27 protein-coding genes are annotated in these 21,915 nt (G+C 57.1%); 1 reads left to right on the top strand and 26 read right to left on the bottom strand.

What is annotated here, in order from left to right; genetic code table 11:
* Positions 1–10: 10 nt before the first annotated feature.
* The 5 genes from NWF31_RS04715 to thiD are packed head-to-tail and all read right to left on the bottom strand — an operon-like array spanning position 11 to position 3,271.
* Positions 11–856, bottom strand: a complete 846-nt coding sequence (locus NWF31_RS04715) for a DNA methyltransferase (RefSeq protein ID WP_258359359.1) — start codon at positions 854–856, stop codon at positions 11–13.
* Positions 846–1,085 (bottom strand): putative signal transducing protein, encoded by a 240-nt coding sequence (locus NWF31_RS04710; protein ID WP_258359358.1) that lies wholly within the window; start codon positions 1,083–1,085, stop codon positions 846–848. Before NWF31_RS04710 ends, NWF31_RS04715 begins: the two co-directional genes overlap by 11 nt.
* Position 1,086: 1 nt before the next feature.
* On the bottom strand, positions 1,087–2,025 hold the full coding sequence (locus tag NWF31_RS04705; protein WP_258359357.1) for an RluA family pseudouridine synthase: 939 nt from the start codon (positions 2,023–2,025) through the stop codon (positions 1,087–1,089).
* The gene (gene lspA, locus NWF31_RS04700; RefSeq protein WP_258359356.1) at positions 2,022–2,474 is read right to left on the bottom strand and encodes a signal peptidase II; all 453 of its coding nucleotides are present in this window, start codon (positions 2,472–2,474) and stop codon (positions 2,022–2,024) included. The genes NWF31_RS04705 and lspA overlap by 4 nt, the downstream gene beginning before the upstream one ends.
* 2 nt (positions 2,475–2,476) lie before the next feature.
* Complete coding sequence (thiD, locus tag NWF31_RS04695; RefSeq protein ID WP_258359355.1) at positions 2,477–3,271, bottom strand: bifunctional hydroxymethylpyrimidine kinase/phosphomethylpyrimidine kinase; 795 nt, start codon at positions 3,269–3,271, stop codon at positions 2,477–2,479.
* A 150-nt stretch (positions 3,272–3,421) separates the two neighbouring features.
* Between thiD and NWF31_RS04690 the strand changes: the two genes are divergently transcribed.
* Positions 3,422–3,628 (top strand): DUF1540 domain-containing protein, encoded by a 207-nt coding sequence (locus NWF31_RS04690; protein ID WP_258359354.1) that lies wholly within the window; start codon positions 3,422–3,424, stop codon positions 3,626–3,628.
* Here NWF31_RS04690 and NWF31_RS04685 read toward each other — a convergent pair.
* The 21 genes from NWF31_RS04685 to murA all read right to left on the bottom strand — a co-directional run bounded on the left by NWF31_RS04685 (position 3,625) and on the right by murA (position 21,899).
* A complete protein-coding gene (locus tag NWF31_RS04685) occupies positions 3,625–4,350 on the bottom strand; it encodes a TraR/DksA C4-type zinc finger protein (RefSeq protein ID WP_258359353.1) in 726 nt (241 codons plus the stop codon). The genes NWF31_RS04690 and NWF31_RS04685 overlap by 4 nt on opposite strands.
* Before the next feature lie 16 nt (positions 4,351–4,366).
* The gene (locus tag NWF31_RS04680; protein ID WP_258359352.1) at positions 4,367–4,660 is read right to left on the bottom strand and encodes a DUF5665 domain-containing protein; all 294 of its coding nucleotides are present in this window, start codon (positions 4,658–4,660) and stop codon (positions 4,367–4,369) included.
* A gap of 68 nt (positions 4,661–4,728) precedes the next feature.
* On the bottom strand, positions 4,729–5,304 hold the full coding sequence (gene pduL, locus NWF31_RS04675; RefSeq protein WP_277998821.1) for a phosphate propanoyltransferase: 576 nt from the start codon (positions 5,302–5,304) through the stop codon (positions 4,729–4,731).
* Positions 5,305–5,417: 113 nt separating this feature from the next.
* Positions 5,418–8,210: an isoleucine--tRNA ligase gene (gene ileS, locus NWF31_RS04670; RefSeq protein WP_258359351.1), complete on the bottom strand. Its 2,793-nt coding sequence runs from the start codon at positions 8,208–8,210 to the stop codon at positions 5,418–5,420.
* 16 nt (positions 8,211–8,226) lie between these two features.
* Complete coding sequence (locus tag NWF31_RS04665; protein WP_258359350.1) at positions 8,227–8,727, bottom strand: DivIVA domain-containing protein; 501 nt, start codon at positions 8,725–8,727, stop codon at positions 8,227–8,229.
* A gap of 11 nt (positions 8,728–8,738) precedes the next feature.
* Positions 8,739–9,005 (bottom strand): YggT family protein, encoded by a 267-nt coding sequence (locus NWF31_RS04660; RefSeq protein ID WP_258359349.1) that lies wholly within the window; start codon positions 9,003–9,005, stop codon positions 8,739–8,741.
* 5 nt (positions 9,006–9,010) lie between these two features.
* On the bottom strand, positions 9,011–9,811 hold the full coding sequence (gene proC, locus NWF31_RS04655) for a pyrroline-5-carboxylate reductase (RefSeq protein WP_258359348.1): 801 nt from the start codon (positions 9,809–9,811) through the stop codon (positions 9,011–9,013).
* A gap of 17 nt (positions 9,812–9,828) precedes the next feature.
* On the bottom strand, positions 9,829–10,269 hold the full coding sequence (locus NWF31_RS04650) for a cell division protein SepF (RefSeq protein WP_258359347.1): 441 nt from the start codon (positions 10,267–10,269) through the stop codon (positions 9,829–9,831).
* A 25-nt stretch (positions 10,270–10,294) separates the two neighbouring features.
* Positions 10,295–10,981, bottom strand: coding sequence for a YggS family pyridoxal phosphate-dependent enzyme (locus NWF31_RS04645; RefSeq protein ID WP_258359346.1), 687 nt, complete (start codon positions 10,979–10,981; stop codon positions 10,295–10,297).
* A 76-nt stretch (positions 10,982–11,057) separates the two neighbouring features.
* Positions 11,058–12,026, bottom strand: a complete 969-nt coding sequence (locus NWF31_RS04640) for a biotin/lipoyl attachment domain-containing protein (RefSeq protein ID WP_258359345.1) — start codon at positions 12,024–12,026, stop codon at positions 11,058–11,060.
* Positions 12,027–12,031: 5 nt separating this feature from the next.
* Positions 12,032–12,853, bottom strand: a complete 822-nt coding sequence (pgeF, locus tag NWF31_RS04635; protein WP_258359344.1) for a peptidoglycan editing factor PgeF — start codon at positions 12,851–12,853, stop codon at positions 12,032–12,034.
* Positions 12,854–12,897: 44 nt separating this feature from the next.
* Positions 12,898–13,167, bottom strand: a complete 270-nt coding sequence (locus NWF31_RS04630; protein ID WP_258359343.1) for a YlmC/YmxH family sporulation protein — start codon at positions 13,165–13,167, stop codon at positions 12,898–12,900.
* Between the two features lie 93 nt (positions 13,168–13,260).
* A complete protein-coding gene (gene spoIIR, locus NWF31_RS04625) occupies positions 13,261–13,890 on the bottom strand; it encodes a stage II sporulation protein R (protein ID WP_258359342.1) in 630 nt (209 codons plus the stop codon).
* Positions 13,891–13,924: 34 nt separating this feature from the next.
* Positions 13,925–14,695 (bottom strand): RNA polymerase sporulation sigma factor SigG, encoded by a 771-nt coding sequence (gene sigG, locus NWF31_RS04620; protein ID WP_422880243.1) that lies wholly within the window; start codon positions 14,693–14,695, stop codon positions 13,925–13,927.
* 469 nt (positions 14,696–15,164) lie between these two features.
* Complete coding sequence (sigE, locus tag NWF31_RS04615; RefSeq protein WP_258359340.1) at positions 15,165–15,893, bottom strand: RNA polymerase sporulation sigma factor SigE; 729 nt, start codon at positions 15,891–15,893, stop codon at positions 15,165–15,167.
* A gap of 11 nt (positions 15,894–15,904) precedes the next feature.
* Positions 15,905–16,825 (bottom strand): sigma-E processing peptidase SpoIIGA, encoded by a 921-nt coding sequence (gene spoIIGA, locus NWF31_RS04610; RefSeq protein ID WP_258359339.1) that lies wholly within the window; start codon positions 16,823–16,825, stop codon positions 15,905–15,907.
* A gap of 181 nt (positions 16,826–17,006) precedes the next feature.
* A complete protein-coding gene (gene ftsZ, locus NWF31_RS04605; RefSeq protein WP_258359338.1) occupies positions 17,007–18,068 on the bottom strand; it encodes a cell division protein FtsZ in 1,062 nt (353 codons plus the stop codon).
* Between the two features lie 50 nt (positions 18,069–18,118).
* Positions 18,119–19,351, bottom strand: coding sequence for a cell division protein FtsA (gene ftsA, locus NWF31_RS04600; RefSeq protein ID WP_258359337.1), 1,233 nt, complete (start codon positions 19,349–19,351; stop codon positions 18,119–18,121).
* Positions 19,352–19,441: 90 nt separating this feature from the next.
* Positions 19,442–19,771, bottom strand: coding sequence for a small basic family protein (locus NWF31_RS04595; protein WP_258359482.1), 330 nt, complete (start codon positions 19,769–19,771; stop codon positions 19,442–19,444).
* A gap of 5 nt (positions 19,772–19,776) precedes the next feature.
* A complete protein-coding gene (locus NWF31_RS04590) occupies positions 19,777–20,547 on the bottom strand; it encodes a cell division protein FtsQ/DivIB (protein ID WP_258359336.1) in 771 nt (256 codons plus the stop codon).
* A gap of 86 nt (positions 20,548–20,633) precedes the next feature.
* Entirely contained in the window at positions 20,634–21,899 is a 1,266-nt protein-coding gene (gene murA / locus NWF31_RS04585; RefSeq protein ID WP_258359335.1) for a UDP-N-acetylglucosamine 1-carboxyvinyltransferase, read from the bottom strand.
* Positions 21,900–21,915: the final 16 nt, after the last annotated feature.

Below are 21,915 nucleotides of genomic sequence, written 5' to 3'. Positions count from 1 at the left end.
CAATTCTACTTCATTCCTTCCGCAGGATAAGGATGTTCTGGTGGGTAATGTTGGGTACAAAGACTGATTTTATGGCGTAAGGTTTGAGGGGCCGGCGGGTAGCCTTGTTGGACCAGATTTTCAATCCTTTAAATTTAAAACCGATCTCGCGCATGGCCTGGGCTACCAAAAAGCCCAGGGGGACATATTCCCCCTGCTGGTAACGATCCCCTACCAGCATCACCAGGTAGCGGCCCGGCATGAGTACCCGCCTTATTTCCTGCCCTATTTCCTGCAGCCGCCCCAGGAAACTGGGCAGGTCGGGGGCCCGGCCCAGATCGTTTTCCAGCATGGGCGAAAGCATATTAAAGTTGGTTTCCTTGCTAAAGCCTGTAGGGCCATGGTTAACCCCGTAAGGAGGATCGGTAATTACCGCCGGTACTGTCCCGGATGGTATCTCTTTCAGCAGGGACAGGCAGTCGCCCTGGCGCATTTCACCACTCAAGGGCTCCCCGCCGGCACCCGCCTCTTCCCGGCGGCAGATGACCCCGCTGGCAACGACAAAATCGCGCTGGATGGCCCGGTAGATGGCTACCCAGCGGGAGTTGAGTTCAAAACCGAGACCCCGGCGCCCGGCCAGGGCCGCCCCCAGGAGGGTACCGCCCACACCGGCAAAGGGGTCCAGGACCAGTTCACCTTTTTTAGTAAAAAAACGGATGATTTCCGCCATTACCTCCGGGGGTTTCATGGCTCCATGCTGCTTGCGTAAAGGGTGGGTGGCGTCGGGGGGATAGGCAGTAATATAGAGGGTATCGGTCCAGTACAGCCACTGCCGGCCGTCGAGATCGTTGAGGCGGTTCTGGAGTTTACCTTTCATGGCCTGCTTCTTCCTGGAATCCAGCCGCCAGGATTTCCCGGGCCTGCCCGGCAGCTTCCGCCGGCACCTGGACCTGGACCAGCCCCAGGGGGCCGGTATTTAAACCGTAAATGTTACCCAGGGCTTCCCCCAGCAGGCGCACCGGCAGGCCGGCAGCTGCCAGTAAGCCCCGGAGCATAAGGGCTTCTATCCTCTCCCTCACGGCCACAGTTACCCATTCGCCAGGCATCTTATTTACCCTCTCCCCTTTTCTCCCGCCTCAAGTTTTCCAGTACCTGCAAGAAGACCGGCGGCGGCGGTGCCGTAAACTCCAGGTAATCCCCCCGTACCGGGTGGTTAAAGCCCAGGCAGCCGGCATGGAGGAGCTGGCCGGGCAGGTTGAAAGGACTCCGGCGGGGGCCGTACCTGGGATCGCCTACCACCGGGTGACCCAGGTAGGCCATATGCACCCGGATCTGGTGGGTGCGCCCCGTCTCCAGCCGCACCTCCAGCAGGCTATAACCTTCAAACTGTTCGAGAACACGGTAGTGGGTGATGGCTTCCCGGGAATTCTTCCCGGTAACAGCCATGCGCTGCCGGTCCACAGGGTGCCGGCCAATGGGCGCCTCGATACGGCCGCGGGGCTCGGCTACTGTCCCGTGGACCAGGGCCAGGTAAACCCTTTTCATGCTGTGGGCCTTGACCTGTGCCGCCAGGCCCCGGTGGGCGGCATCATTTTTGGCCGCCACCAGGATGCCGGAGGTATCTTTATCCAGGCGGTGGACTATGCCCGGCCGCAGGATGCCGTTTATACCCGACAGGTCGCCACAATGGTACAACAGGGCGTTGACCAGGGTGCCGTGTTCATTGCCCGGCGCCGGGTGGACGACCATGCCCTGGGGTTTGTTAACAACAATAATATCCTCGTCTTCGTATAAGATGTCCAGGGTGATTGGTTCAGGCCTTACCTCCAGCCTTGCCGGTTCCGGCAGGCTGACCCTGATTTTTTCCCCGCCCCGCAGGCGGTAATTGGCCTTCGGCCGTGTGCCTTCAAATAGAGTAACCAGGCCCTCGTCCAGGAGTTGCCGGACACGGGAACGGGATATCCCTTCCATTTCGCCGGCCAGCCAGGCGTCCAGGCGCTTGCCCCTGTCTTCCGCGGGGACCTCAAGGATTACGAGACGGTTCACAGGCTCTTCCCCTGTTCGCCGGCCGGCCCCAGGAGTTCCCAGCAGAGGAGGATGACACCGCCGACGATGGCTACGTCCGCCAGGTTAAAAACGGGCCAGATGCGGAAATCAAGAAAATCAACTACATAACCAAAACGCAGGCGATCAATGAGGTTGCCCATGGCGCCGCCCAGCATCAGGGCCAGGGCCAGGCGCGGGCCCATGCGTCCCGGCGGCAGGAAGAGGTATGCGGCCAGGATGACGACCACCACTATCACGGCCACGGTTATAAATAACGGGGTTTTATGGGCAAGAAGGCCGAAGGCAGCCCCGGGATTATTGACATGGGTGATATGAAAAATCGACTGGATTACCGGCAGGCTTTCATTGGGCTGTAAATTGGCCCGGATAATATACTTGGTCAACTGGTCAAGACCCATGACCAGGGCTACCAGCAACAAAAAGGGCACGCTCAATCCCCCCAGGAATAATAAGGTGCCAGGTGATGTACCGGCCCGCAGCCCTGGCCTACGCCCCGGGCCTGGCTAATGGCCGCCTGGATGTACTCCTTGGCCGCAGCTACCGCCGCCGGCACCGTCAAACCCCTGGCCAAAAAAGCAGTGATGGCCGCCGACAGGGTACAGCCCGTACCATGGGTATGGCGGTTATCAAGGCGCGGGGCGGAAAAACGCCTGATTTCCCGGCCATCAAAGAGAATATCGGTGGCCGCGCCGGCCAGGTGCCCCCCCTTGACCAGAACATAGGGCACGCCCTGTTCATGCAACTCCCGGGCGGCTGCCTCCATATCTTCTTCACTGCCGATCTCGCGTCCCGTCAGGACGCCGGCTTCTTCCAGGTTGGGGGTAATGATAAGGGCCAGGGGAAAAAGTTTTTCCTGCAAAACCCGGCGTGCTTCCCGGGCCAGCAAGAGGTCGCCGCTCTTGGCCACCATTACCGGGTCAATGACCAGGTTTTTTACCCCGTATTCCTGAACTTTGGTCGCTACCATTTCGATAATACCGGCATTGGCCAGCATCCCGGTCTTGACAGCGTCCGCGCCGATATCCTTTAAAACCGCATCTATTTGCAGGCCCACGAATCCCGGCGGCAGGTCGAAGGTCCCCTGCACTCCCAGGGTGTTCTGCGCCGTAACGGAAGTGATTACGCTGGCGCCGTAAACTTTGAGGGCGGCAAAGGTCTTCAAGTCGGCCTGGATGCCGGCCCCGCCGCCGGAATCGGACCCGGCAATAGTTAAAGCCTTAAACATAAACTCCTCCCCCTTCTTTCCCGTTCTCTATCATACCACGTCGGCCGGTATGGGTAAACTATTTTTGGCGGATGGAACCCCTTGAAGACCTGTCCGGGCCCCGCCGGCCTCTGTAGGAAAATTCCGGCTTGCAATCAAGGAGGGATTTATATGCCCCGCATATCCTGTGAGGTAGATATCTGTATCCACCATGACGGTGCCGGCTACTGTAAGCTGGGAACCATCCATGTTACCAGGAACGGCCTGGATACCAACTGCGGCAATTTTGAACGGTTGCTGCCGGAAGAAGACACCACCACCGTCTTTTCCTTCCGCAAGCCCGATGATACCCTGGAAACCATGCCGTATGATTATTAACGCACCCGGTCCCAGCTGGCGTCGCCGATAACCTTTTCCTCCGGGGCTCCTTCATCGTCAATGTAGGCCCCGGTATCCTCATAAAACATGCCGTCGGCCCCTTTAAAATAGGGGATACCTTCCACCGCTTCAACATAACCCTGATCTTCATCCAGATCCAGGGGGCCAAAGTAGGCACCGCTGCGCGATTCGGAGGCATGCTCAGTAGTTTGGGCCAGGTCCTGCCACGTGTCTTCGCCATCATACATGAGGGCCTCCTCCTCATCAGGGTGTTTCTGGTAGGGGTCGGAGAACTGGCCGCCAAAGGGGGGCAGGATAACCTGCTCCTCGATAGGACGGTGGTTGATATCCCCGGCCCCTTCCATTTTTTTGCGGCACTCCAGGCACAGGGTTGTCTCCGGTATGGCCTCCAGCCGTTCCCGGGGTATCTCCCGGCCGCACATGCGGCAGTAGCCGTAAGTCTCTGCCTCAATACTGGCCAGGGCATCATCTACCTTTTGCAGCTGGATGCGGGCGTTATCCCGCAGGGCCAGGTCTTTGCTGCGTTCGAATTCCTCGCTGCCGAGGTCCCCGGGGTGGTTGTCGTATCGTGATAGTTCCTGGGTAGACTCCACCAGGGATTCCCTTAATCCCCCGCTGTTAAAGGAATCTATTTGTTCCTGTAGCCTTTGCTTTTCCGCCAGTAGTTTCCTGCGAAAATGTTCACGGGATTTTGCATCCATATTAATGCCTCCCAGTTTAATAAATCTCCTGCTGGACCATGCGGACAATTTCGGCTATGAGTTTACCGATAAACGGCAGGTTGAGGAGAGCTAATTCGCGAATGATATAGATTACAATTGCGCCCAGGATGGTAAAACCCACGGCTATACCCAGGCCCCTGGCCACCCCGGCGGCGAAGTTGAGGATTAGGAGCCGCCAGGGCCGGCGGTAGAGCTCTACCCACTCGGCGATGCTGGCTTTTTCTATGGCGGCCGTTAATTGCTGCACCTTTTCGGCCAGGAAGGCGGCCGTTTTTTCATTATCAACCAAAGCGTTTACTCCCCCTCCGGAAAAACTCCATTATAGCTTTCCCAATCTCCAAAACAAAAAATCCTGCTTCAGGGACGCAGGATTTTGACTTTATCGCCCCCCGACAGGAGGGCGGCATTGGCCTCGTCGGTATCCAGGTGCAACTCCAGGCAGGAGTGGGGGCTGGTCCGGATAATTACATTATCCAGGATCATACCCCTTATCCCGGGTACCCAAACCCGGACCGGCTGCTCATCACTGAGGTTTAGGGTTCTGGCCTGCTCTTCTCCCATATGGATGTGGCGGGCCGCCAGGATGACCCCCCGGCGTAAATTTAAGGCACCGGCCGGGCCGACTACCGCTATCCCGGGGGTGCCGTCCAGGTCCCCGGACTGCCGTACCGGCGGCCTTATCCCCAGGCGAAAGCCATCGGTCATGGCTATTTCCACCTGGGAGTAGGTACGAACCGGCCCCAGAACCCGGACGCCCTCCAGGACGCCGCGCGGGCCGACGATGGTCACTGTCTCCCGGGCGGCAAACTCCCCTGGCTGGCTGAGTTGCCGGTATACTGCCAGTTCATAACCGGGACCGAAAAGGGCGTCGAGATCCTCCCGGCAGAGATGGATATGGCGGCCGGAAACCCCCACCGGAACTTCCACAGGCAAAAAGTCTCCTGCCTGGAATAGCCTCACCGCCCTGCCCTTCCTTTCCCTTTTATTTGCCTCCGTGTTGGTGCAGCAAACCTAAGGCTTTCTTAGTATAGCCAGTTCCCCTGTTTTTATAGCTGTTTTTTTGCCTGGCGCAATACGGCTGCACAGCGCTCGCACAGGGTAGGATGATCGCCGTCCCGGCCTACGGTGGTGCTGACCATCCAGCACCGGTCGCATTTTTCCCCTGGCGCCGCCTCGACCAGGACCTTTAGCCCCGGCAGTTCATCGGCAGCAAAGGCCGCGGCCGGCACCTCTTCCCCGGGAGCGTGCAAAACGGCCTGGGAAACGATGAAGATGGTCGCCAGTTCTCCCTCCAGGGAACGGAGGAACCCGTACAGCCCGGCATCCGGGTAAAGGTGGACGGCGGCATTCAAGGAGTTGCCCAGGCCCTGCTCCTGGCGGGCTTTTTCCAGGGCACGGGTAACGACATCGCGCACCTGCAAGATTTTTTCCCACCGCGCCTGGAGTTCATCATCCAGGAATGCTTCCTGCACCCGGGGCCAGCCGGCCAGCTGGACGCTAACCGGTTTGCCGGGCGTTTCCGGCAAATAACGCCAGATCTCTTCCGTAGTGAAGGCAAGTATCGGCATTAACAATCGTACCAGTACGTTAATGGTTTCATACAGGACCGTCTGGGCCGAACGCCGCCCCTGGGAGGCAGCCGGCCAGGTATAGAGGCGGTCCTTGATAATGTCCAGGTAAACGGCGCTTAAATCCACGGCACAGAAATTGTGGATGCTATGGTAGACCACATGGAACTCATAATCTTCATAGGCCCGGGTGACCCTCATCACCAGGCGCTGGAGTTTATCCATGATCCAGCGGTCAATCTCCAGCATTTCCTCCCGCTTTACTATATCTTTTCCGGGGTCGAAATCGTACAGGTTCGCCAGCAGGAACCGGCAGGTATTGCGGATTTTGCGGTACGCCTCGGTAAGCTGCTGCATGATGCGGGGTGAAGCGGCTACATCCCGCCGGTAATCTGCCGAGGCAACCCACAGGCGCAGGACATCGGCTCCCTTTTCCTTTATGACATCGGCCGGGTCGATGCCGTTACCCAGGGATTTGGACATCTTGCGCCCTTCCTCATCTACCAGGAAGCCGTGGGTCAGGACCTGGCGGTAAGGAGCCCGGCCCCGGGTGGCTACTGCCGTCGACAGGGAAGAGTTAAACCAGCCCCGGTGCTGGTCACTGCCCTCCAGGTACAGGTCGGCCGGCCAGTCCAGCTCCGGCCTGGTAGTAAGAACGGCGGCGTGGCTGGAACCGGAATCAAACCATACGTCCATAATATCCGTTTCCTTGCGGAATTTACGAGCACCGCAGGCAGGACATTTTAAACCTTCCGGTACCAGTTCACCTGCCTCCCGGGCAAACCACACATTGGAACCGTATTCCCGGAAAAGTTTTTGCAGGTGGGTGATGGTGGCGTCGTTGATAATCTCTTTGCCGCATTCCGCGCAATAGAAGATGGGAATGGGCACGCCCCAGGTCCGCTGGCGGGAGATACACCAGTCGCTGCGCTCGGCCACCATGTTGTAAATGCGGTCCTCGCCCCAGGCCGGTATCCATTTTACTTCTTTAATGGCCTCCAGGGCCTGGCGGCGGAAGCCGTCAATGGAAGCAAACCACTGCTCCGTGGCGCGGAAGATGACCGGGTGCTTGCAGCGCCAGCAATGGGGGTACTGGTGCTTGATAAAGGCTAGATGCAACAGGGCTCCCCTGGTTTCCAGTTCCTTGACCACGGCTTTATTGGCATCTTCGATGTACAGGCCGGCAAACTGGCCGCCTTCCCGGGTAAAGTAGCCCCGGTCGTCCAGGGGCGAGAGGACCGGCAGGTTGTAGCGCATGCCCACTTCGTAGTCTTCCAGGCCGTGGCCGGGGGCGGTGTGGACGCAGCCGGTGCCCTGTTCCAGGGTAACGTGTTCGCCCAGGATAACGACCGAATCCCTGTCCATCAGGGGGTTACGGCAGGTGACCCCTTCCAGTTCGGCACCGGTGAAGGCAGCCACCACCTGATAATCTTTTATGGCCAGCAGTTCAAAAACCTGCCGGTAGAGTTCTTCAGCCATGAGGTAACGTTCATTCCCTGCCTGGACCAGGACGTACCTGTATTCCGGGTGCAGGGCAATGGCCACATTGGCCGGCAGGGTCCAGGGCGTTGTCGTCCAGATGACTACCGAGCTCCCCTGAGTTGCAAAAAGGCCGCGGGCATCGACTACGGGGAATTTGACATAGATGGAGGGCGAGCGCTTCTCGCCGTACTCGACCTCGGCCTCGGCCAGGGCCGTCTCGCAATCGGTACACCAGTAGACCGGCTTGAGGCCTTTATAGATATAGCCCTTTTTAGCCATCTCGCCGAAGACGCCGATCTGGATGGCCTCGTATTCTGGCTCCAGGGTAAGGTAGGGGTGTTCCCAGTCGCCCCGGACACCCAGGCGTTTGAATTCCTCCCGCTGGATGGCTACGTATTTTAAGGCGTAATCGCGGCAGCGGTTGCGGAACTCTACCACATCAATGGCCCGGCGGTTGAGCCCCAGGTCTTTAATGGCCTGCTGCTCAATTGGCAGGCCGTGGGTATCCCATCCCGGGACATAGGGTGCATCGTAGCCGTTCATGGAATAATATTTAACGATCATGTCTTTCAGGATTTTATTCAATGTATGCCCCAGGTGGATGTGCCCGTTGGCATAGGGGGGGCCGTCATGGAGGATGAATTTGGGCTTGCCTTTATTGGCTTCCTGTACCTGCCGGTAAATATCCTGTTCCTCCCAGAATTTGAGGATTTCCGGCTCGCGCTGGGGCAGGTTGGCCCGCATGGGAAAATCGGTCTGCGGTAGATTCAGGGTTTTGCTATAATCCACTTAACGTCGTCACTCCTTAAACTCCTTCAGAAATCTCTTCCTCGCCCGTTAGGCCGTCATAGCTGGCGGGCGCCGCTTCTTCTTCAGTGGCCAGGATTTCCAGCTGGGCTTGAAGGAAAGAACGCAGCCGCATCTTAAAGGCAGCTGTTTTAGCTTCCAGATCGCTCCGGTAGCGCTCGGCCTTTTCCACCTGCAGCCGCGCCTGGTTTAAAATCTCCCGGGCTTTATTCTCCGCTTCCTGGATGATCAGGGCCGCTTCCCGCTGGGCGTTCTGGCGCATTTCGTCGGCCGTTTGCTGGGCCATGACCAGGGCATCCTTCAGGGTTTGCTCCAGCCGGGCGTAACGCTCCAGCTCTCCTCCCAGGCGCAGGTTTTTCTCCCGCAGCTCCTGGTTTTCGCGGTAGATCTGGCCAAAGTCCCGTAGTACCTGTTCCAGGAATTCATCGACCTCTTCGCAGCTGTACCCGCGAAAGGTGCGGTGAAATTCTTTTTTATTGATATCCAGCGGCGTCAGCACCATATCCCCTCCTAACCCAGGCGCAGGATAAAACTGATGAGCAGGCGTTCTACCAGTTGCAAGACCAGGACTGCTATAATGGGAGAAAAGTCAATGGGTATACTTGTCCGCGGCATGAGGCGGCGGAAAGGGGCCAGTACCGGTTCGGTAACTTCGTAGATAAAACGCATAATGGGGTGATAGGGATTATGGGGAAACCAGGATAAGAGAATCCGGGCGATAATCAGCCAGTTCAACACTTCAAAGGCAGTTCTAATCAACAGCACTAATGTTTGCATATATCCTACTCCTTACTAAAACTTCCGGCACGCAGGGTGGCGGCCTCTACCGCCCGGATAATGGCGCCCCGGAAACCCCGGTCCTCCAGGACGGCCAGGCCGGCAATAGTCGTCCCTCCCGGCGACGTCACTTTATCCTTCAGGACCCCGGGATGCTCTCCCGTCGCCAGGACCATCCGTGCCGCTCCCAGGACGGTCTGGGATGCCAGTTCTAAAGCCACCGGCCGCGCCAGTCCCTGGCGCACGCCACCGTCGGCCAGGGCTTCAATAAGCATATAAATATAAGCCGGCCCGCTGCCACTTAAACCGGTGACGGCATTAAGCTGCTCCTCCGGTAAAACTATAGCCCGGCCGACGGAGCGGAAAATGGCCAGGGCCTTCTCCATGGCTTCAGGCTGGACAAGATTGTTGGCCGCCAGGGCAGTCATGCCCTCGCCCACCAGGGCTGGGGTATTGGGTACCGCCCGCACCAGGGGTACTTCCCCAAGGTATGAGGCCAGGCCGGCCAGGGTAACACCGGTAATAATGGAAATTACCAGTTTATCCTTATCGACTTGAAGGGTATTCAGGGCCTCCTTCACGTTCTGGGGTTTTACGGCCAGGATGATTATATCCGCCTTGCTTACCAGCTCTTCCCTGCCCTTCACGGCCCGCAGGCCGTAAGTAGCTTCCAGCTCCTGGAGCCTTTCCCGCCGTATGTCCCAGGCCAGGATCCCCGCCGCTGGTACCAGGCTGCTCTGCAGCAGGCCGCGGATCAGGGCTTCCCCCATGGCCCCGGCGCCCAGAAAACCAATATTTACTCCCATGACCCTTTATCCTCCTGTTATTTACGCCCTGCTGCTTCCAGCCAGTTAATCCCCCCGGTCACCTGCTCTTCCAGGTCCCCGCTCAAATCAACGTTGCTGGAGGTAAATAAAAAGATGCCGCTTGTCACCCGGCGCACCCGCCCCCCCAGGGCATAGGTGGCCCCGCTTAAAAAATCGATAATCCGCCGCGCCTCATCAAAGGGCAGGGCTTCGACATTGACAATTAGCGGCCGGTAGTTTTTTAAGTTTTCCGCCAGGGCGGCCGCCTGGTCAAAGGACTGGGGCCGGGCAATTACCAGGCGCATGGCCTGGCGTGCTGTCGGCAAGCTTACCAGCTTGGCCTTCCCGGTATGAGGAGGGGGTGAGGACCATTCCAGTTCCTTGAGCTGGTTGCCGGCCGGAGTATCCTCATCATGGCCGTAACCCAGCCAGTTGAGCAAGCCATCCCAGAAAGCCATTTTTTACACCTCCGCCATAGCTTTATTATCCCCGGGTACCAAAGATGGCCGTGCCAATTCTTACTAGATTGGCGCCTTCTTCAATAGCTACCTCAAAATCATTGGTCATACCCATGGAAAGGTAACGCATCTCCACTCCCGGCAGGTGCAGGGCTTCCACTTCCCGCCTTAAAGCCGCCAGCCGGCGGAAAACAGGTCGCACCTCTTCGGCATCCTCTACCAGGGGAGCTACCGTCATCAGGCCCAGGACACGGAGGCCGGTAAACCCGGTGAGTTCCCGGATTAAAGGGACTACTGCCTCTGGTTCCAGGCCGAATTTACTCTCCTCTCCCGCAACGTTAACCTCCACGAGGATGTTGACACGCCCGCCGGCCGCTGTAGCTCGCCTGTCCAGTTCCCGGGCCAGTTCCAGGCTGTCAACGGAATGGATCAGTGCTACTTTATCCCATACCTGGCGGGCTTTATTGCGCTGCAGATGGCCGATAAGGTGCCACGTGGCACCGGTTATGTAGGGCTGCTTGGCCAGGAGTTCCTGGACCCGGTTTTCTCCCAGGTCTTTAAGGCCCAGCCTTACGGCCTCCTCAACCCGTTCCGGGGAGACAGTTTTGGTCACCGCCACCAGGGTTATCTCTTCCGGCCGCCGCCCGCTGCGGCGGGCGGCGGCCGCTATCCTTTCCTGTACCAGGGCGATATTTTCTGCCAGGGTAACCATCTTTTTTCCTCCGTTAATCCTCTATAATTTCTACATCTTTATAATAAATCCTGCCGGGCAGGTAAATGTAATCCCGCTACTTTACCAGCCGGCGGGCCAGGTCAGGGTTGACTATGACCTCCGTGCCGGCTTTCAGGTCCTCGACGACCACCATTTCCCCCACCCGGGCTGTTATAGTTACCGGCTGCCATTTAATGCCCCGCGCTGCCAGGAGGTAGACACCCTTTCCTCCACCGGGCCCGTCGCTCAAAGCGGCTGCAGGTAATATTATTCCCCGGTAACGGTTCAAGACCACTGTTGCTTCCAGCCGGCGGGCGTTTAACCAGCGCTCGTCCCAGGAGGCGATGGTCATAAGGACGGCCTTTTGCCTCCCTTCATCCTGGAGCCGGGTAATGGTCGCCCGCACCTCGTCTCCCGCCGGCAGCTTTAGCCTTACCCTATTACCGGCCTGCCAGCCGGGTGGAAACTCCTGCAAGGGGGCATATACCACCAGGGAGGCCAGGTTGTTCACCAGGCGACCAAAGGCCGTACCGGCTTTTACCTGGTTTCCTGCCGTCACCGGGCATCCCAATTCAACCAGGCGCTCCAGTTCCTGGTATGATATATTCCCCAGGTTATCCGGCCGGAGAGCTTTTTCCAGCCCATCGGTCTGGTAGGAAACCTGTCCCGGAAAGGAGGCTTTAATTTCTATACTTCCCGGCCCGGCCCCGGGAGATGCTGCCGGCAGTACCCGGGCAATGGTAGCCCCCGCCGGGACCCGTTCCCCTTCGGCCGCTACCCGAACCAGGGTCCCTGTTGCCGGGGCTATTAAAATCTCTTCCTCCCTGGCAATGAAAAGCTCCAGGGTGAGGTTGTCCTCCAGGACGCCGTAATTAACCCTTTCCACCTGTAAAAAATACCAGGCAACGGCCCGGAAAACCTGGTTAATACCCAGCCGGGCCCCCAGGACAAGAAGAAGCAGACCCAGGACAGGTATAATAAAACGCCCCCACCGCCGGCGCTGCCGCGGCCGGGCCGGGAGGCCTGGAGTATAAGCCGTCTTCATAGCAATTACCTCGATAGGGATATTAAAGCCGCCTGGCGGCCCGTGGGCCCGCCGGCCGCGCGGTAAGAGAAAAATTCATCCGCCCGGCAGCAGGTACAAAGGCCGGCTACGGCAATATTTCCCGCTTTTAACCCGGCGGCCAGGAGTTCCAGGTAATTGGCCCGGGAAAGGTCCAGGCGGTAGTGACCGTGGCCATCAGGGATTAAAACTTCCCCGGCCCAGGGTAGGCGTTCTTTTACGGCCCCGGCCACCCGGGTATCTACCTGGTAACAGCAGGGCCCCACCGCCGGCCCGATGGCCGCGATTAGGTCGGCAGGTTTGCTGTTAAATGCTGCTGCCATTGCGGCCACCACCCGGCTTCCTATCCTTAATACCGTACCCTTCCAGCCGGCATGGGCCAGGCCGACGACACCCTTTACTGGATCAACAAAGAAAAGGGGGACGCAGTCGGCATAAAAGGCAACCAGGGTAACCCCTCCTGTCGCCGTTACCAGGGCATCGATGCCCGGGAGGGCCGTATCCATTTTCACCGCCCCCCGGCCGGCATCCTGCCCGCCCACCAGGGCCACCCTGTTGCCGTGGACCTGTTCGCCGGCAATCCAGCCTTCCAGGGGGAGATCCAGGGAGCCTGCCAACCTGCGCCTGTTGGCCAGAACGGCCTCCGGTTCGTCACCCACGTGCAGGCCAAGGTTCAGGGTATTGTAGGGCGGGCGGCTGACACCGCCCCTGCGGCTACTGTAAAAAGCCTTTACCGGCACCTGCTCTTCTAAAAAGGCAACGCGCCAGATGATGAGCCCTTCCCTTTCCTCCCGGATAAAGGGCGACATCCTTATCCCCCCCCGCCACTATTATAACATAATGCCGGCCTACCTTAAGCCTTTTCCCGGTGCACAGGGGACGTAAAGCTATAACTTTCCACCAGGATTACATCGACGCCGACTTTAATTACGTTTTCCCACGGGATAATTAAATCCTCTTCCCGGGCGAAAAAGAAAAAAAACTTGCCCCCCTGCCCGGGTACGATTAAAGCTTTTACCCGCCCGGCTTCCAAGTCCAGGTCAATATCTTTAATTGTTCCCAGCCGTCGCCCGTCTATGACATTAATTACCTCCCGCTGGCGCAGTTCGGTCACCCGGATCATCTCTAACACCTCCGGCCCGGGCCTTCTTGTTATATTTAATTATATGTGCTGTCTATAACCAGAAGGCCAAAAAGAAAAACCAGCATCGCTGGTTTAGGACCATAAACCCGCCAGGCGTTGGCGTGAAGACTGCCATAACTCCAGGATTTTCAATGCAGGCGTGACTTTCGGGGGGCCTTCCCCCCCCGCCATTACCGGCCGGGATATTGCCGGCCACCCGCTATGGAAACCGGCGTTAACCTTGCCGGTGGCATCTACCAGGCAGAGGGGAGGAAAGAGAACGCACCACCAGTTTTCTCCTTTTCCCTCACCAATTACCACGCGGACGGCCTCATAGTATCCTGCCGGAAGGGTAATTTCCCCGTAAGCCCTGGTTGGGAAGGCAAAATCTCCGAATTCCGTCCTGACGGCATAATTTTGTCCTTCCTGCCGGATTTGCCCCTGGGCTGCTGCCGTAATGGCGGCCAGGTTGGCGCTCACCAGCCGCCTGGCGGCGCCTATATCCCCGGCTACCCCCAGGTTCCTGCCTATAGTGGCGAGGACGGCGTCGCGGACATGGCGTTTCAACTCTTGATCGGCAACGGTATCACTGTTGGCGATGACGTGGAGCCGGATCAAGTTACGGGAGTTATAGGCAGGTACCGCTGCCTTCCTGACCGTCCAGGCGGCCCCGCCGGATAATAATACCCCGGCCAGGATAAAAAAGAATATCGACTTCTTCAAAAATGACACTCCTTGACACCTCCGTAACAATACACTATATATACTTGCGCATGTGTTGCAGGGCTGCTTTTTCCAGCCGGGAAACCTGGGCCTGGGAGATGCCGATCTCGTCGGCCACTTCCATCTGGGTCTTGCCTTCAAAGAAACGCAGGGACAAAATCAGGCGTTCCCTGGGGTTTAATTTGTTCATGGCTTCCCTTATGGCTATGTTTTCCAGCCAGCTGCCGTCCTGGTTTTTTTCATCGCCTATCTGGTCCATGACATATATAGGATCGCCACCGTCGTGATAGATAGGCTCGAAAAGGGATACCGGTTCCTGGATGGCATCCAGGGCAAAAATAACTTCTTCCTGGGGAAGGTTGATCTCCCTGGCTATTTCCGCCACCGAAGGTTCCCTTGCCAGCTTATTCACCAGGGCATCCCTTACCTGCAGGGCTTTATAAGCAATATCCCTTAAAGAGCGGCTGACCCGGATGGGATTATTATCCCGCAGGTAACGCCTGATCTCACCTATGATCATGGGAACGGCATAGGTAGAGAACTTGACGTTCTGGCTTAAGTCAAAGTTATCAATGGCCTTCATCAGGCCGATGCAGCCAACCTGGAAAAGATCGTCGACGTTTTCGCCGCGATTGGTAAAGCGCTGGATTACACTCAACACCAGGCGTAAATTGCCTTTAATGAGCTTTTCGCGGGCCTCGGGCTCTCCCCTTTGCATGGCCTCAAAAAGCTGCCGCATCTCCTCGCTTGTCAGCAAGGGTAACTTGGAGGTATTCACACCGCAAATTTCTACTTTGTTGAGCATCACTGGCGAGAAACCTCCTGACGGTAGCTCTGGGATAATTATTACCATGCCTTTCGCCTTTTATACCGGCCCGGAAAAAGGGCAAAATAAAGGGAGCCGTTCAAGCTCCCGGGGAAAGCAGGGCGGGCATAGATGGTTTTCGGTTGATCATGCTGTGTCCCTCGCCGCTCAAAAGTTACGCGCCGGCAGGACTACGGCCCTGTCCGGACCGCTGCTCGCCGCCTGTGGATTGCCAATGATGATGCTGCTGGTTCCGCAAGCTATTAGCCTTCTATGAGATCACCCTTGCTTTCTATCAAGGGCGCGCTCAGGCGTCCTCGGCAGCGGCAGCGGTAACCTCACCTCGCCTGTTCTTTTGACCTTCGCTCCACTATTCGCGGCTCCGGGACACAGCATAACTACACTTCAACAGCCAAACGAAATCGTTAGCGCACATAATTCTTCGCGTCGCGTTCCCGGAGTAACTATCTCATTCCATCCGGGCGATTTCTTTCCGCAGGCGTTTGATAATCCGCTTTTCCAGGCGGGAAATGTAGGACTGGGAGATGCCCAGGATGTCGGCCACCTCTTTCTGGGTCTTTTCCACGCCGTCCAGGAGGCCAAAACGAAATTCCATGATCTTGCGCTCCCGGGCCGATAGCTTGCGCATGGCCATCTGCAGGAGCTTGCGGTCGATCTCCTCTTCTATGGATTTATAAATAATATCGTTTTCCGTCCCCAGGACGTCGGAAAGAAGCAGTTCGTTGCCGTCCCAGTCAATATTTAACGGCTCGTCAAAAGAAACCTCGGACCTGGTTTTATTATTACGCCGCAGGTGCATTAAAATTTCATTTTCAATACAACGTGAGGCATAGGTGGCCAGCTTGATGCGTTTCTTGGGGTCAAAGGTATTGACGGCTTTAATGAGGCCGATGGTGCCAATGGAAACCAGGTCTTCAATCCCTACGCCGGTATTTTCAAATTTGCGGGCAATATAAACCACCAGGCGCAGGTTGCGCTCGATAAGTACGGTTTTTACCCCGGCGTCGCCGTCCTCCAGGCGCAGGAGAAGGTCGGACTCTTCATCGCTGGAGAGGGGAGGTGGCAGGGCTTCACTGCTGCCGACATAAAATACTTCGCCCAGCCATCTCAATCTGGCTACCAGGCGGCCGAAAAACGCCTGGATTTTTAATCTGGCAATAATAAATAATTGCAGCATGAGGCTCCCCCCTAGACGCCTATACTGGCCTGCAACAAATCCGGGTGTAATAAGGCGCGGTAACTCCCCTCCGTGGACAGCTTTTCCCTGTAAAGGCCGACAATAACATTTTTAATTTTGACCATCCGTTCGTTAGTAATAACGATTACCTCGTCGGGCCTGAAGCCCAGCAGCATCCCGTGGCTCTGCCCCAGGGAATGATAAGGTACCAGGTGGAGCCTGGAGGCCCAGGGGGAACCGGCCAGGGATTGTAACAGGCTTTCCAGGTCGGTATCCCCATTGCTGCTGAAATGTCTAATAATTTCCTCCGGGAGAATGCCCTTGAGGGCGCTGTACTCGACAATAATTACCGGCCTGCTGGTAAGGGGATCCCGCAGGCTGTTGCCGGTATCCACCAGGGCCTTTAAGGCCCGCTGCCGGCCGGCAAAGGTTATGATCACCGGCAGGCGCAGCACCTGCTGCCATAAGTTTTTTTTAAACCAGTTTGCCCCAAAAACGGCCAGCAACCCGGCAGCAGCCGCGGCCGCTACCAGCCATTGGTAGCGGATACCCCGGGCCAGGGCAGTCGCTCCCCCAATGACAGGTGTTGCTGCATCCCCGCCCGCCAGGTAAATAGCCCCGATCATTGCCCCGCCCATGGCAAAGGCCGCCAGGTAAAAATAGACCAGGGCCTGGATAAGCCTTCGCCCCTTTAAAGGATAAAAGGCAACCAAAATCATAATCAAGGAAAATAAAATATTAGAGAAAAGGGACTGCTCCCACATGCTACCGGGAAACAAGACGACCAGGGAATATATTCCTCCTACCGCCGCACCGGCCAGCAGCCGCCAGGGAGTCGTCGCCAGCTGCCCCAGCCTGGCCGTTGCCCACAGGATGAGGTAGTCCATCACCAGGTTAATGACCAGCAGGATATCTAAATATAAATAAACCACAAAAAGACCGCACCCCCTTCCCGGAGGCAGGACTAATTATTACCATGATATGAGTATTATGGCAGTTTCATAACCATAACTTATTATATAACTTGGATATGGAAAATTTTGTCACTTAATGGGTAAAAGAAAACCTGTTACCCCAAAGGTAACAGGTTTAGAGAAACAGTATAATAAACTGCTACCTGCGCCTTAAGAAGGCCGGTATGTCCAGGTCGTCAATATTAAAGGGTTTGATATTAAGATCCATATCCCGGGCCGCCGCTGCCTCTTTCTGGGCCGCCGGTACAGCTTCAAAGCCAGTGGCAATAACGGTAACGCGAATTTCATCCTTCAAATTTTCATCTATAACGGCTCCGAAAATTATGTTCGCTTCCGGGTCGGCCGCAGCAGCCACGATTTCTGCCGCTTCATTCACTTCCAGGAGCCCCAGGTTGGTGCCACCGGTGATATTGAGCAGCACGCCCCGGGCCCCTTCAATGGAAGTTTCCAGGAGGGGGCTGGATATGGCCATCCTTGCCGCCTCAACGGCCCTTTTTTCGCCGGTGGCCCGGCCGATGCCCATCAGGGCCGAGCCGGCATCGCTCATAATAGTTTTAACGTCCGCAAAATCCAGGTTGATTAAACCGGGCACGGCGATAAGATCGGAAATACCCTGCACCCCCTGGCGCAACACGTCATCGGCAATACGGAAGGCCTCCAGGATGGAAGTCTGCTTATCGGCCACCTGCAGCAAACGGTCGTTGGGAATGATAATCAGGGTATCAACCTTGGTCTTTAACTCCTCTATGCCGGCCTCCGCCTGCCCGGCCCGTTTCCGGCCTTCAAAGCTAAAGGGTCGGGTGACAACGCCAACGGTCAGGGCCCCGGCCTCCTTGGCAATCTGGGCCACCACCGGTGCCGCCCCGGTGCCCGTACCGCCACCCATGCCGGCAGTAACAAAGACCATGTCGGCCCCCTGCAGGCGCTGGGCCAGTTCTTCCCGGCTCTCCTCCGCCGCCTTTTTGCCAATTTCCGGATTGGCCCCGGCTCCCAGGCCTTTGGTCAACTTGGCGCCAATCTGGACCTTTTGTTCTGCCTGGCAGAGGCGTAAGGCCTGGGCATCGGTATTAACGCTGATAAACTCTACTCCCCGCAGGCCTGCAGCAATCATGCGGTTAACGGCGTTGTTGCCGCCGCCACCTACTCCCACGACTTTGATGACTGCGAACTGATTGAGATCACCGTCCTCAAATTCCAGCACCCGAACTCCTCCTTTAACCCAGTATGGCCATAATATTTTCTTGATTTTATTTAAAAAAGTTCCCGCCACCAGCTTTTCAGCCGGGACCAGAAGTTCTCCCAGATGGAATCGCGTGCGGCAGCGGCCTGGGTATAAGCCAGGCGGCCGGCGGCATAATTCACCAGCCCTACTGCCGTGGCATAAGCCGGGGAAGCCACCATGTCGGACAGGCCGCCGCTGTTCTCCGGCCATCCCAACCGCACCGGCATGGCCAGGACTTCACCTGCCAGCCCGGGTATGCCTTCAAGTAAAGCGCCGCCCCCTGTTAAAACCACTCCTCCCGGTAAAAGCCCCTGGAAGTGGGCCCCGTCAATTTCCCGGCGGACAAGGGTGAAAATCTCCTCTACCCGGGGTTCGATAATGGCCGCCAGCATTTTCCTCGGCACCCGGTTTTTCTCCCTGCCCCCCACCGCCGGTACTTCGATTAATTCATTCTCCGCGGCCGCCTCTATAAGGACGCAGCCGTGTTCCTTTTTAACGTTTTCCGCCTGGGTGAGGGGGGTGCGTAGACCTACCGCCAGATCACTGGTAATATGCTCGCTGCCTACCGGCAGCACAGCGGCATACCAGAGACTCCCTTCGGATATTACGGCAATCTCCGTCGTACCCCCGCCGATATCTACCACCACGGTGCCCAGTTCCTTTTCTGCCGGCTGGAGTACCGCCTCGGCCGAGGCCAGGGGATTCAGTACCAGTTCCTCGATGGCCAGGCCGGCCCGCTGGACACTTTTCAAGGTATTCTGGACGGCGGCTCCCGCTGCCGTGACAATCTGGGCTTCCACTTCCAGGCGCGAACCGCTCATGCCAATGGGATCCATGATACCGTCATAACCGTCGACAATATACTGGCGCGGCAGGACGTGGATAATCCGCCTGTCGGCCGCCAGGGGTATTACCCGGGCCGCCTGGAGGACCCGCTCCACATCTTCGGGCCCTACTTCCCCATCTTCGCCGGTAACGGCCACCACCCCGCGGTTGTTAACGGAGCCGATATGGGGCCCCGTCAGGCCGACAAAGGCCGAAGTAATACGACAACCGCTCATCCGCTCGGCCTGTTCTACTGCCTTTTCTATGGCCCGGGCGGTGTTTTCAATATCAACAATAATACCTTTACGCAAGCCTCCGGACGGTGTCTCCCCCAGGCCGATGATGTTGGGGCGTCCCTGGGGCGTGACTTCCGCCACTACTGCCACCACCTTGGTGGTGCCTATATCGAGACCGGTAACTACGTTATCCTTGGGCAAACTATGGCACCTCCAGGCCTTCCGGGGCTTCCACTAAGAAGGAGAATTCAACACAACTTTTCCATTCCCTTTTTTTACAATTAGATTTTCTCACTTTTTCAGCAGGTGGCGCCGGATAATTGCCAGGTTCTGAAACAAGCGCATACCGAAGACCAGGACCGCAGCAAGATAGAGCTCAACCCCCAGCTGATCGCCAATATAGGCTAAAAAAGCCGCCAGTAAAGTATTGGAAAAAAAGCCAGACAGGAAAATGGCATTATCAAAATTATCCTCCATGGAGGCCCTGAGGCCCCCGAATACAGAGTCAAGGGCTGCCAGGACGGCTACCGACATATACTTGCTGTAAAAGGCCGGTATCTTTACAGGCAGCAAGAAACCGAACAGCACCCCGAGGATAAGGCCGATGAGGGGTACCCACATTTTTTTCATCCCTTCTTCTCCTGGTTTTTAGCCTGGTGGAATTTTACTACCGGCAGTCCCTCGAAACTAACATCAATATACTCAACTGCCTCCCCCCCGGCAAGGCCCCGGAGGGCCTCATGGAGGCGGGCCAGCTTATCCGCCACCCGCTGCCCGTCGCCAAACTTAACGGTTATGTTGCCCGTCCAGATTAGCTGCAGGTTATCCGGGAAAGTAGCAATTATTTCCTTGAGGTGACTTAAGTCTTCAGAGGGCATCTGCCGGACCACTGCCAGGGCGGCCTGCAACCCAGGATGGTCGAGCTTCCTGCCCGGACCGGTTTTTTCCAGGTCCCCCAGGCCGGATATGAGGGGGAGTTGCAGGTTGCCTATGCGCTCTATCCTTTCTATAACCACACCGTTGCCGTCTACCAGTAAAAAGCCGCCGTCTTGCACCAGGATGGCCGCCGGGGTTCTTTCCACGATCTGGACGGCCAGGGTTCGCGGCCAGCGACGGCTTACCCGGACCCCGGCAACCCGGGGATGGGTGGCCAGGCGGTTGGCAATTACCGCCGTATCCACCTGCCACAGGTTGACACCCCTGGCCACACCCATCAGGTTTTCTAGTTCACTTACAGGTATATTCCCGTTGCCGGTGATCTCTATGTTTTCCAGGCTGAAAAAACTTGAATGGATAAAATAAAATAAGGCCGCTACCGTTAATAAGAATAACAATAGTCGGCGCATCCGTTGCCGGCGCCGCCGGTATACCCGGGGTGAATGGGCCTGGATAACCATTTACCCACCTCATTTAATGCCATTATACCAGAAAATGCAGGCTTGTCCACTAGATGGAGGGTAAGAAGTAGGCTGCTTCCAACTTCTTACCTTTCACCGGCCTTCAGTCGCCGGATATCCGCCCCCAGGCTGCTCAGGCGTACTTCCAATTGTTCGTAGCCCCGGTCAAGGTGGGCTATGCCTTCCACCCGGGTTTGCCCGGAAGCCATCAGGCCGGCAATTACCAGGGCCGCCCCGGCCCGCAGGTCGGAAGCTTCTACCGGGCCGCCGCTTAAGCGCGGAACGCCGTTGATTACTGCCACCCTGCCCTCAATTTTTATATCGGCACCCAGGCGCCGTAATTCAGCGGCATGTTTAAAACGATTTTCAAAGATACTTTCCACCAGGACGCTGGTCCCGTCCGCCACCGTCATTAACGCCATGAGCTGGGGCTGCATATCGGTGGGAAAACCCGGGTAAGGCAACGTCTTGCAATCGACGGCCTTTAACCGTGCCGGGCCCTGGAGGCGGACGCCGTCCCTTTTGATTATAACCCTGGCCCCCATCTCCGTTAACTTGGCCAGGACGGCCAGGATATGTTCCGCCCGGCAATCCTTTACAAAAACATCGCCTCCCGTACCTGCCGCCGCTGCCAGGAAGGTACCGGCTTCAATCCGGTCCGGGATTATTTCATAATCTGTCCCTTTTAGCTCTCTCACCCCTTCGATGCGGATGGTATCCTGGCCGGCGCCTTCAATCCGGGCCCCCATGCCGTTTAAGAAATTCTGCAGGTCGACGATTTCCGGTTCCCGGGCAGTATTATGAAGGATCGTCACGCCTTCGGCCATTACGGCGGCCATAATCAGGTTTTCCGTCGCCCCAACGCTAGGAAAATCCAGGTAGATAGAAGTTCCCTGGAGGCCCGTCGTCCTGGCTTCGATATAACCCTGGCTTTCCGTTATTTCAGCGCCCAACGCCCTGAACCCTTTCAGGTGCAGGTCCATAGGGCGCGAGCCGATGGCACAGCCACCGGGATATGGTACCCGGAAATAATGGTAACGCCCTAAAAGGGGGCCCATTACCAGGTTGGAAGCCCTCAGTTGCCGCATTAATACGGCCGGTACTTCCGGGGAGGTTGCTGCTCCCGGGCATACATGCAGGGTGCTGTTGCTCCTTTCGACCTTTATACCCAGGGAGCGAATGACATCTGTCATTACGGCCACATCCTGGAGGTCGGGAACGCGCCGTAAAGTACACTCTCCTGCTGCCAGTAACGTGGCCGCCATAACCGGCAGGGCTGCATTTTTAGCTCCTTTAACAGTCACCGTCCCTTCCAGGCGCCGCCCCCCGTTGATAACAAGATGTTCCTCCAAGGCCTACCCCTCCTAA

Origin of the sequence: Neomoorella sulfitireducens (genome assembly GCF_024733845.1) — a bacterium.
In the GTDB taxonomy this organism is placed as follows: domain Bacteria; phylum Bacillota; class DSM-521; order Neomoorellales; family Neomoorellaceae; genus Neomoorella; species Neomoorella sulfitireducens.
Note: the sequence above shows the minus strand (reverse complement) of the source record. Positions and strands in the feature narration are given on the sequence as shown.

Excerpts from the sequence above, each read along its gene's own strand:
- NWF31_RS04715 (WP_258359359.1), bottom strand. The coding sequence starts at position 856 with ATGAAAGGTAAACTCCAGAACCGCCTCAACGATCTCGACGGCCGGCAG.
- NWF31_RS04710 (WP_258359358.1), bottom strand. The coding sequence starts at position 1,085 with ATGCCTGGCGAATGGGTAACTGTGGCCGTGAGGGAGAGGATAGAAGCC.
- thiD (WP_258359355.1), bottom strand. The coding sequence starts at position 3,271 with ATGTTTAAGGCTTTAACTATTGCCGGGTCCGATTCCGGCGGCGGGGCC.
- NWF31_RS04690 (WP_258359354.1), top strand. The coding sequence starts at position 3,422 with ATGCCCCGCATATCCTGTGAGGTAGATATCTGTATCCACCATGACGGT.
- NWF31_RS04685 (WP_258359353.1), bottom strand. The coding sequence starts at position 4,350 with ATGGATGCAAAATCCCGTGAACATTTTCGCAGGAAACTACTGGCGGAA.
- NWF31_RS04660 (WP_258359349.1), bottom strand. The coding sequence starts at position 9,005 with ATGCAAACATTAGTGCTGTTGATTAGAACTGCCTTTGAAGTGTTGAAC.
- proC (WP_258359348.1), bottom strand. The coding sequence starts at position 9,811 with ATGGGAGTAAATATTGGTTTTCTGGGCGCCGGGGCCATGGGGGAAGCC.
- NWF31_RS04650 (WP_258359347.1), bottom strand. The coding sequence starts at position 10,269 with ATGGCTTTCTGGGATGGCTTGCTCAACTGGCTGGGTTACGGCCATGAT.
- NWF31_RS04645 (WP_258359346.1), bottom strand. The coding sequence starts at position 10,981 with ATGGTTACCCTGGCAGAAAATATCGCCCTGGTACAGGAAAGGATAGCG.
- NWF31_RS04640 (WP_258359345.1), bottom strand. The coding sequence starts at position 12,026 with ATGAAGACGGCTTATACTCCAGGCCTCCCGGCCCGGCCGCGGCAGCGC.
- pgeF (WP_258359344.1), bottom strand. The coding sequence starts at position 12,853 with ATGTCGCCCTTTATCCGGGAGGAAAGGGAAGGGCTCATCATCTGGCGC.
- NWF31_RS04630 (WP_258359343.1), bottom strand. The coding sequence starts at position 13,167 with ATGATCCGGGTGACCGAACTGCGCCAGCGGGAGGTAATTAATGTCATA.
- sigG (WP_422880243.1), bottom strand. The coding sequence starts at position 14,695 with ATGCTCAACAAAGTAGAAATTTGCGGTGTGAATACCTCCAAGTTACCC.
- sigE (WP_258359340.1), bottom strand. The coding sequence starts at position 15,893 with ATGCTGCAATTATTTATTATTGCCAGATTAAAAATCCAGGCGTTTTTC.
- NWF31_RS04595 (WP_258359482.1), bottom strand. The coding sequence starts at position 19,771 with ATGTGGGTACCCCTCATCGGCCTTATCCTCGGGGTGCTGTTCGGTTTC.
- NWF31_RS04590 (WP_258359336.1), bottom strand. The coding sequence starts at position 20,547 with ATGGTTATCCAGGCCCATTCACCCCGGGTATACCGGCGGCGCCGGCAA.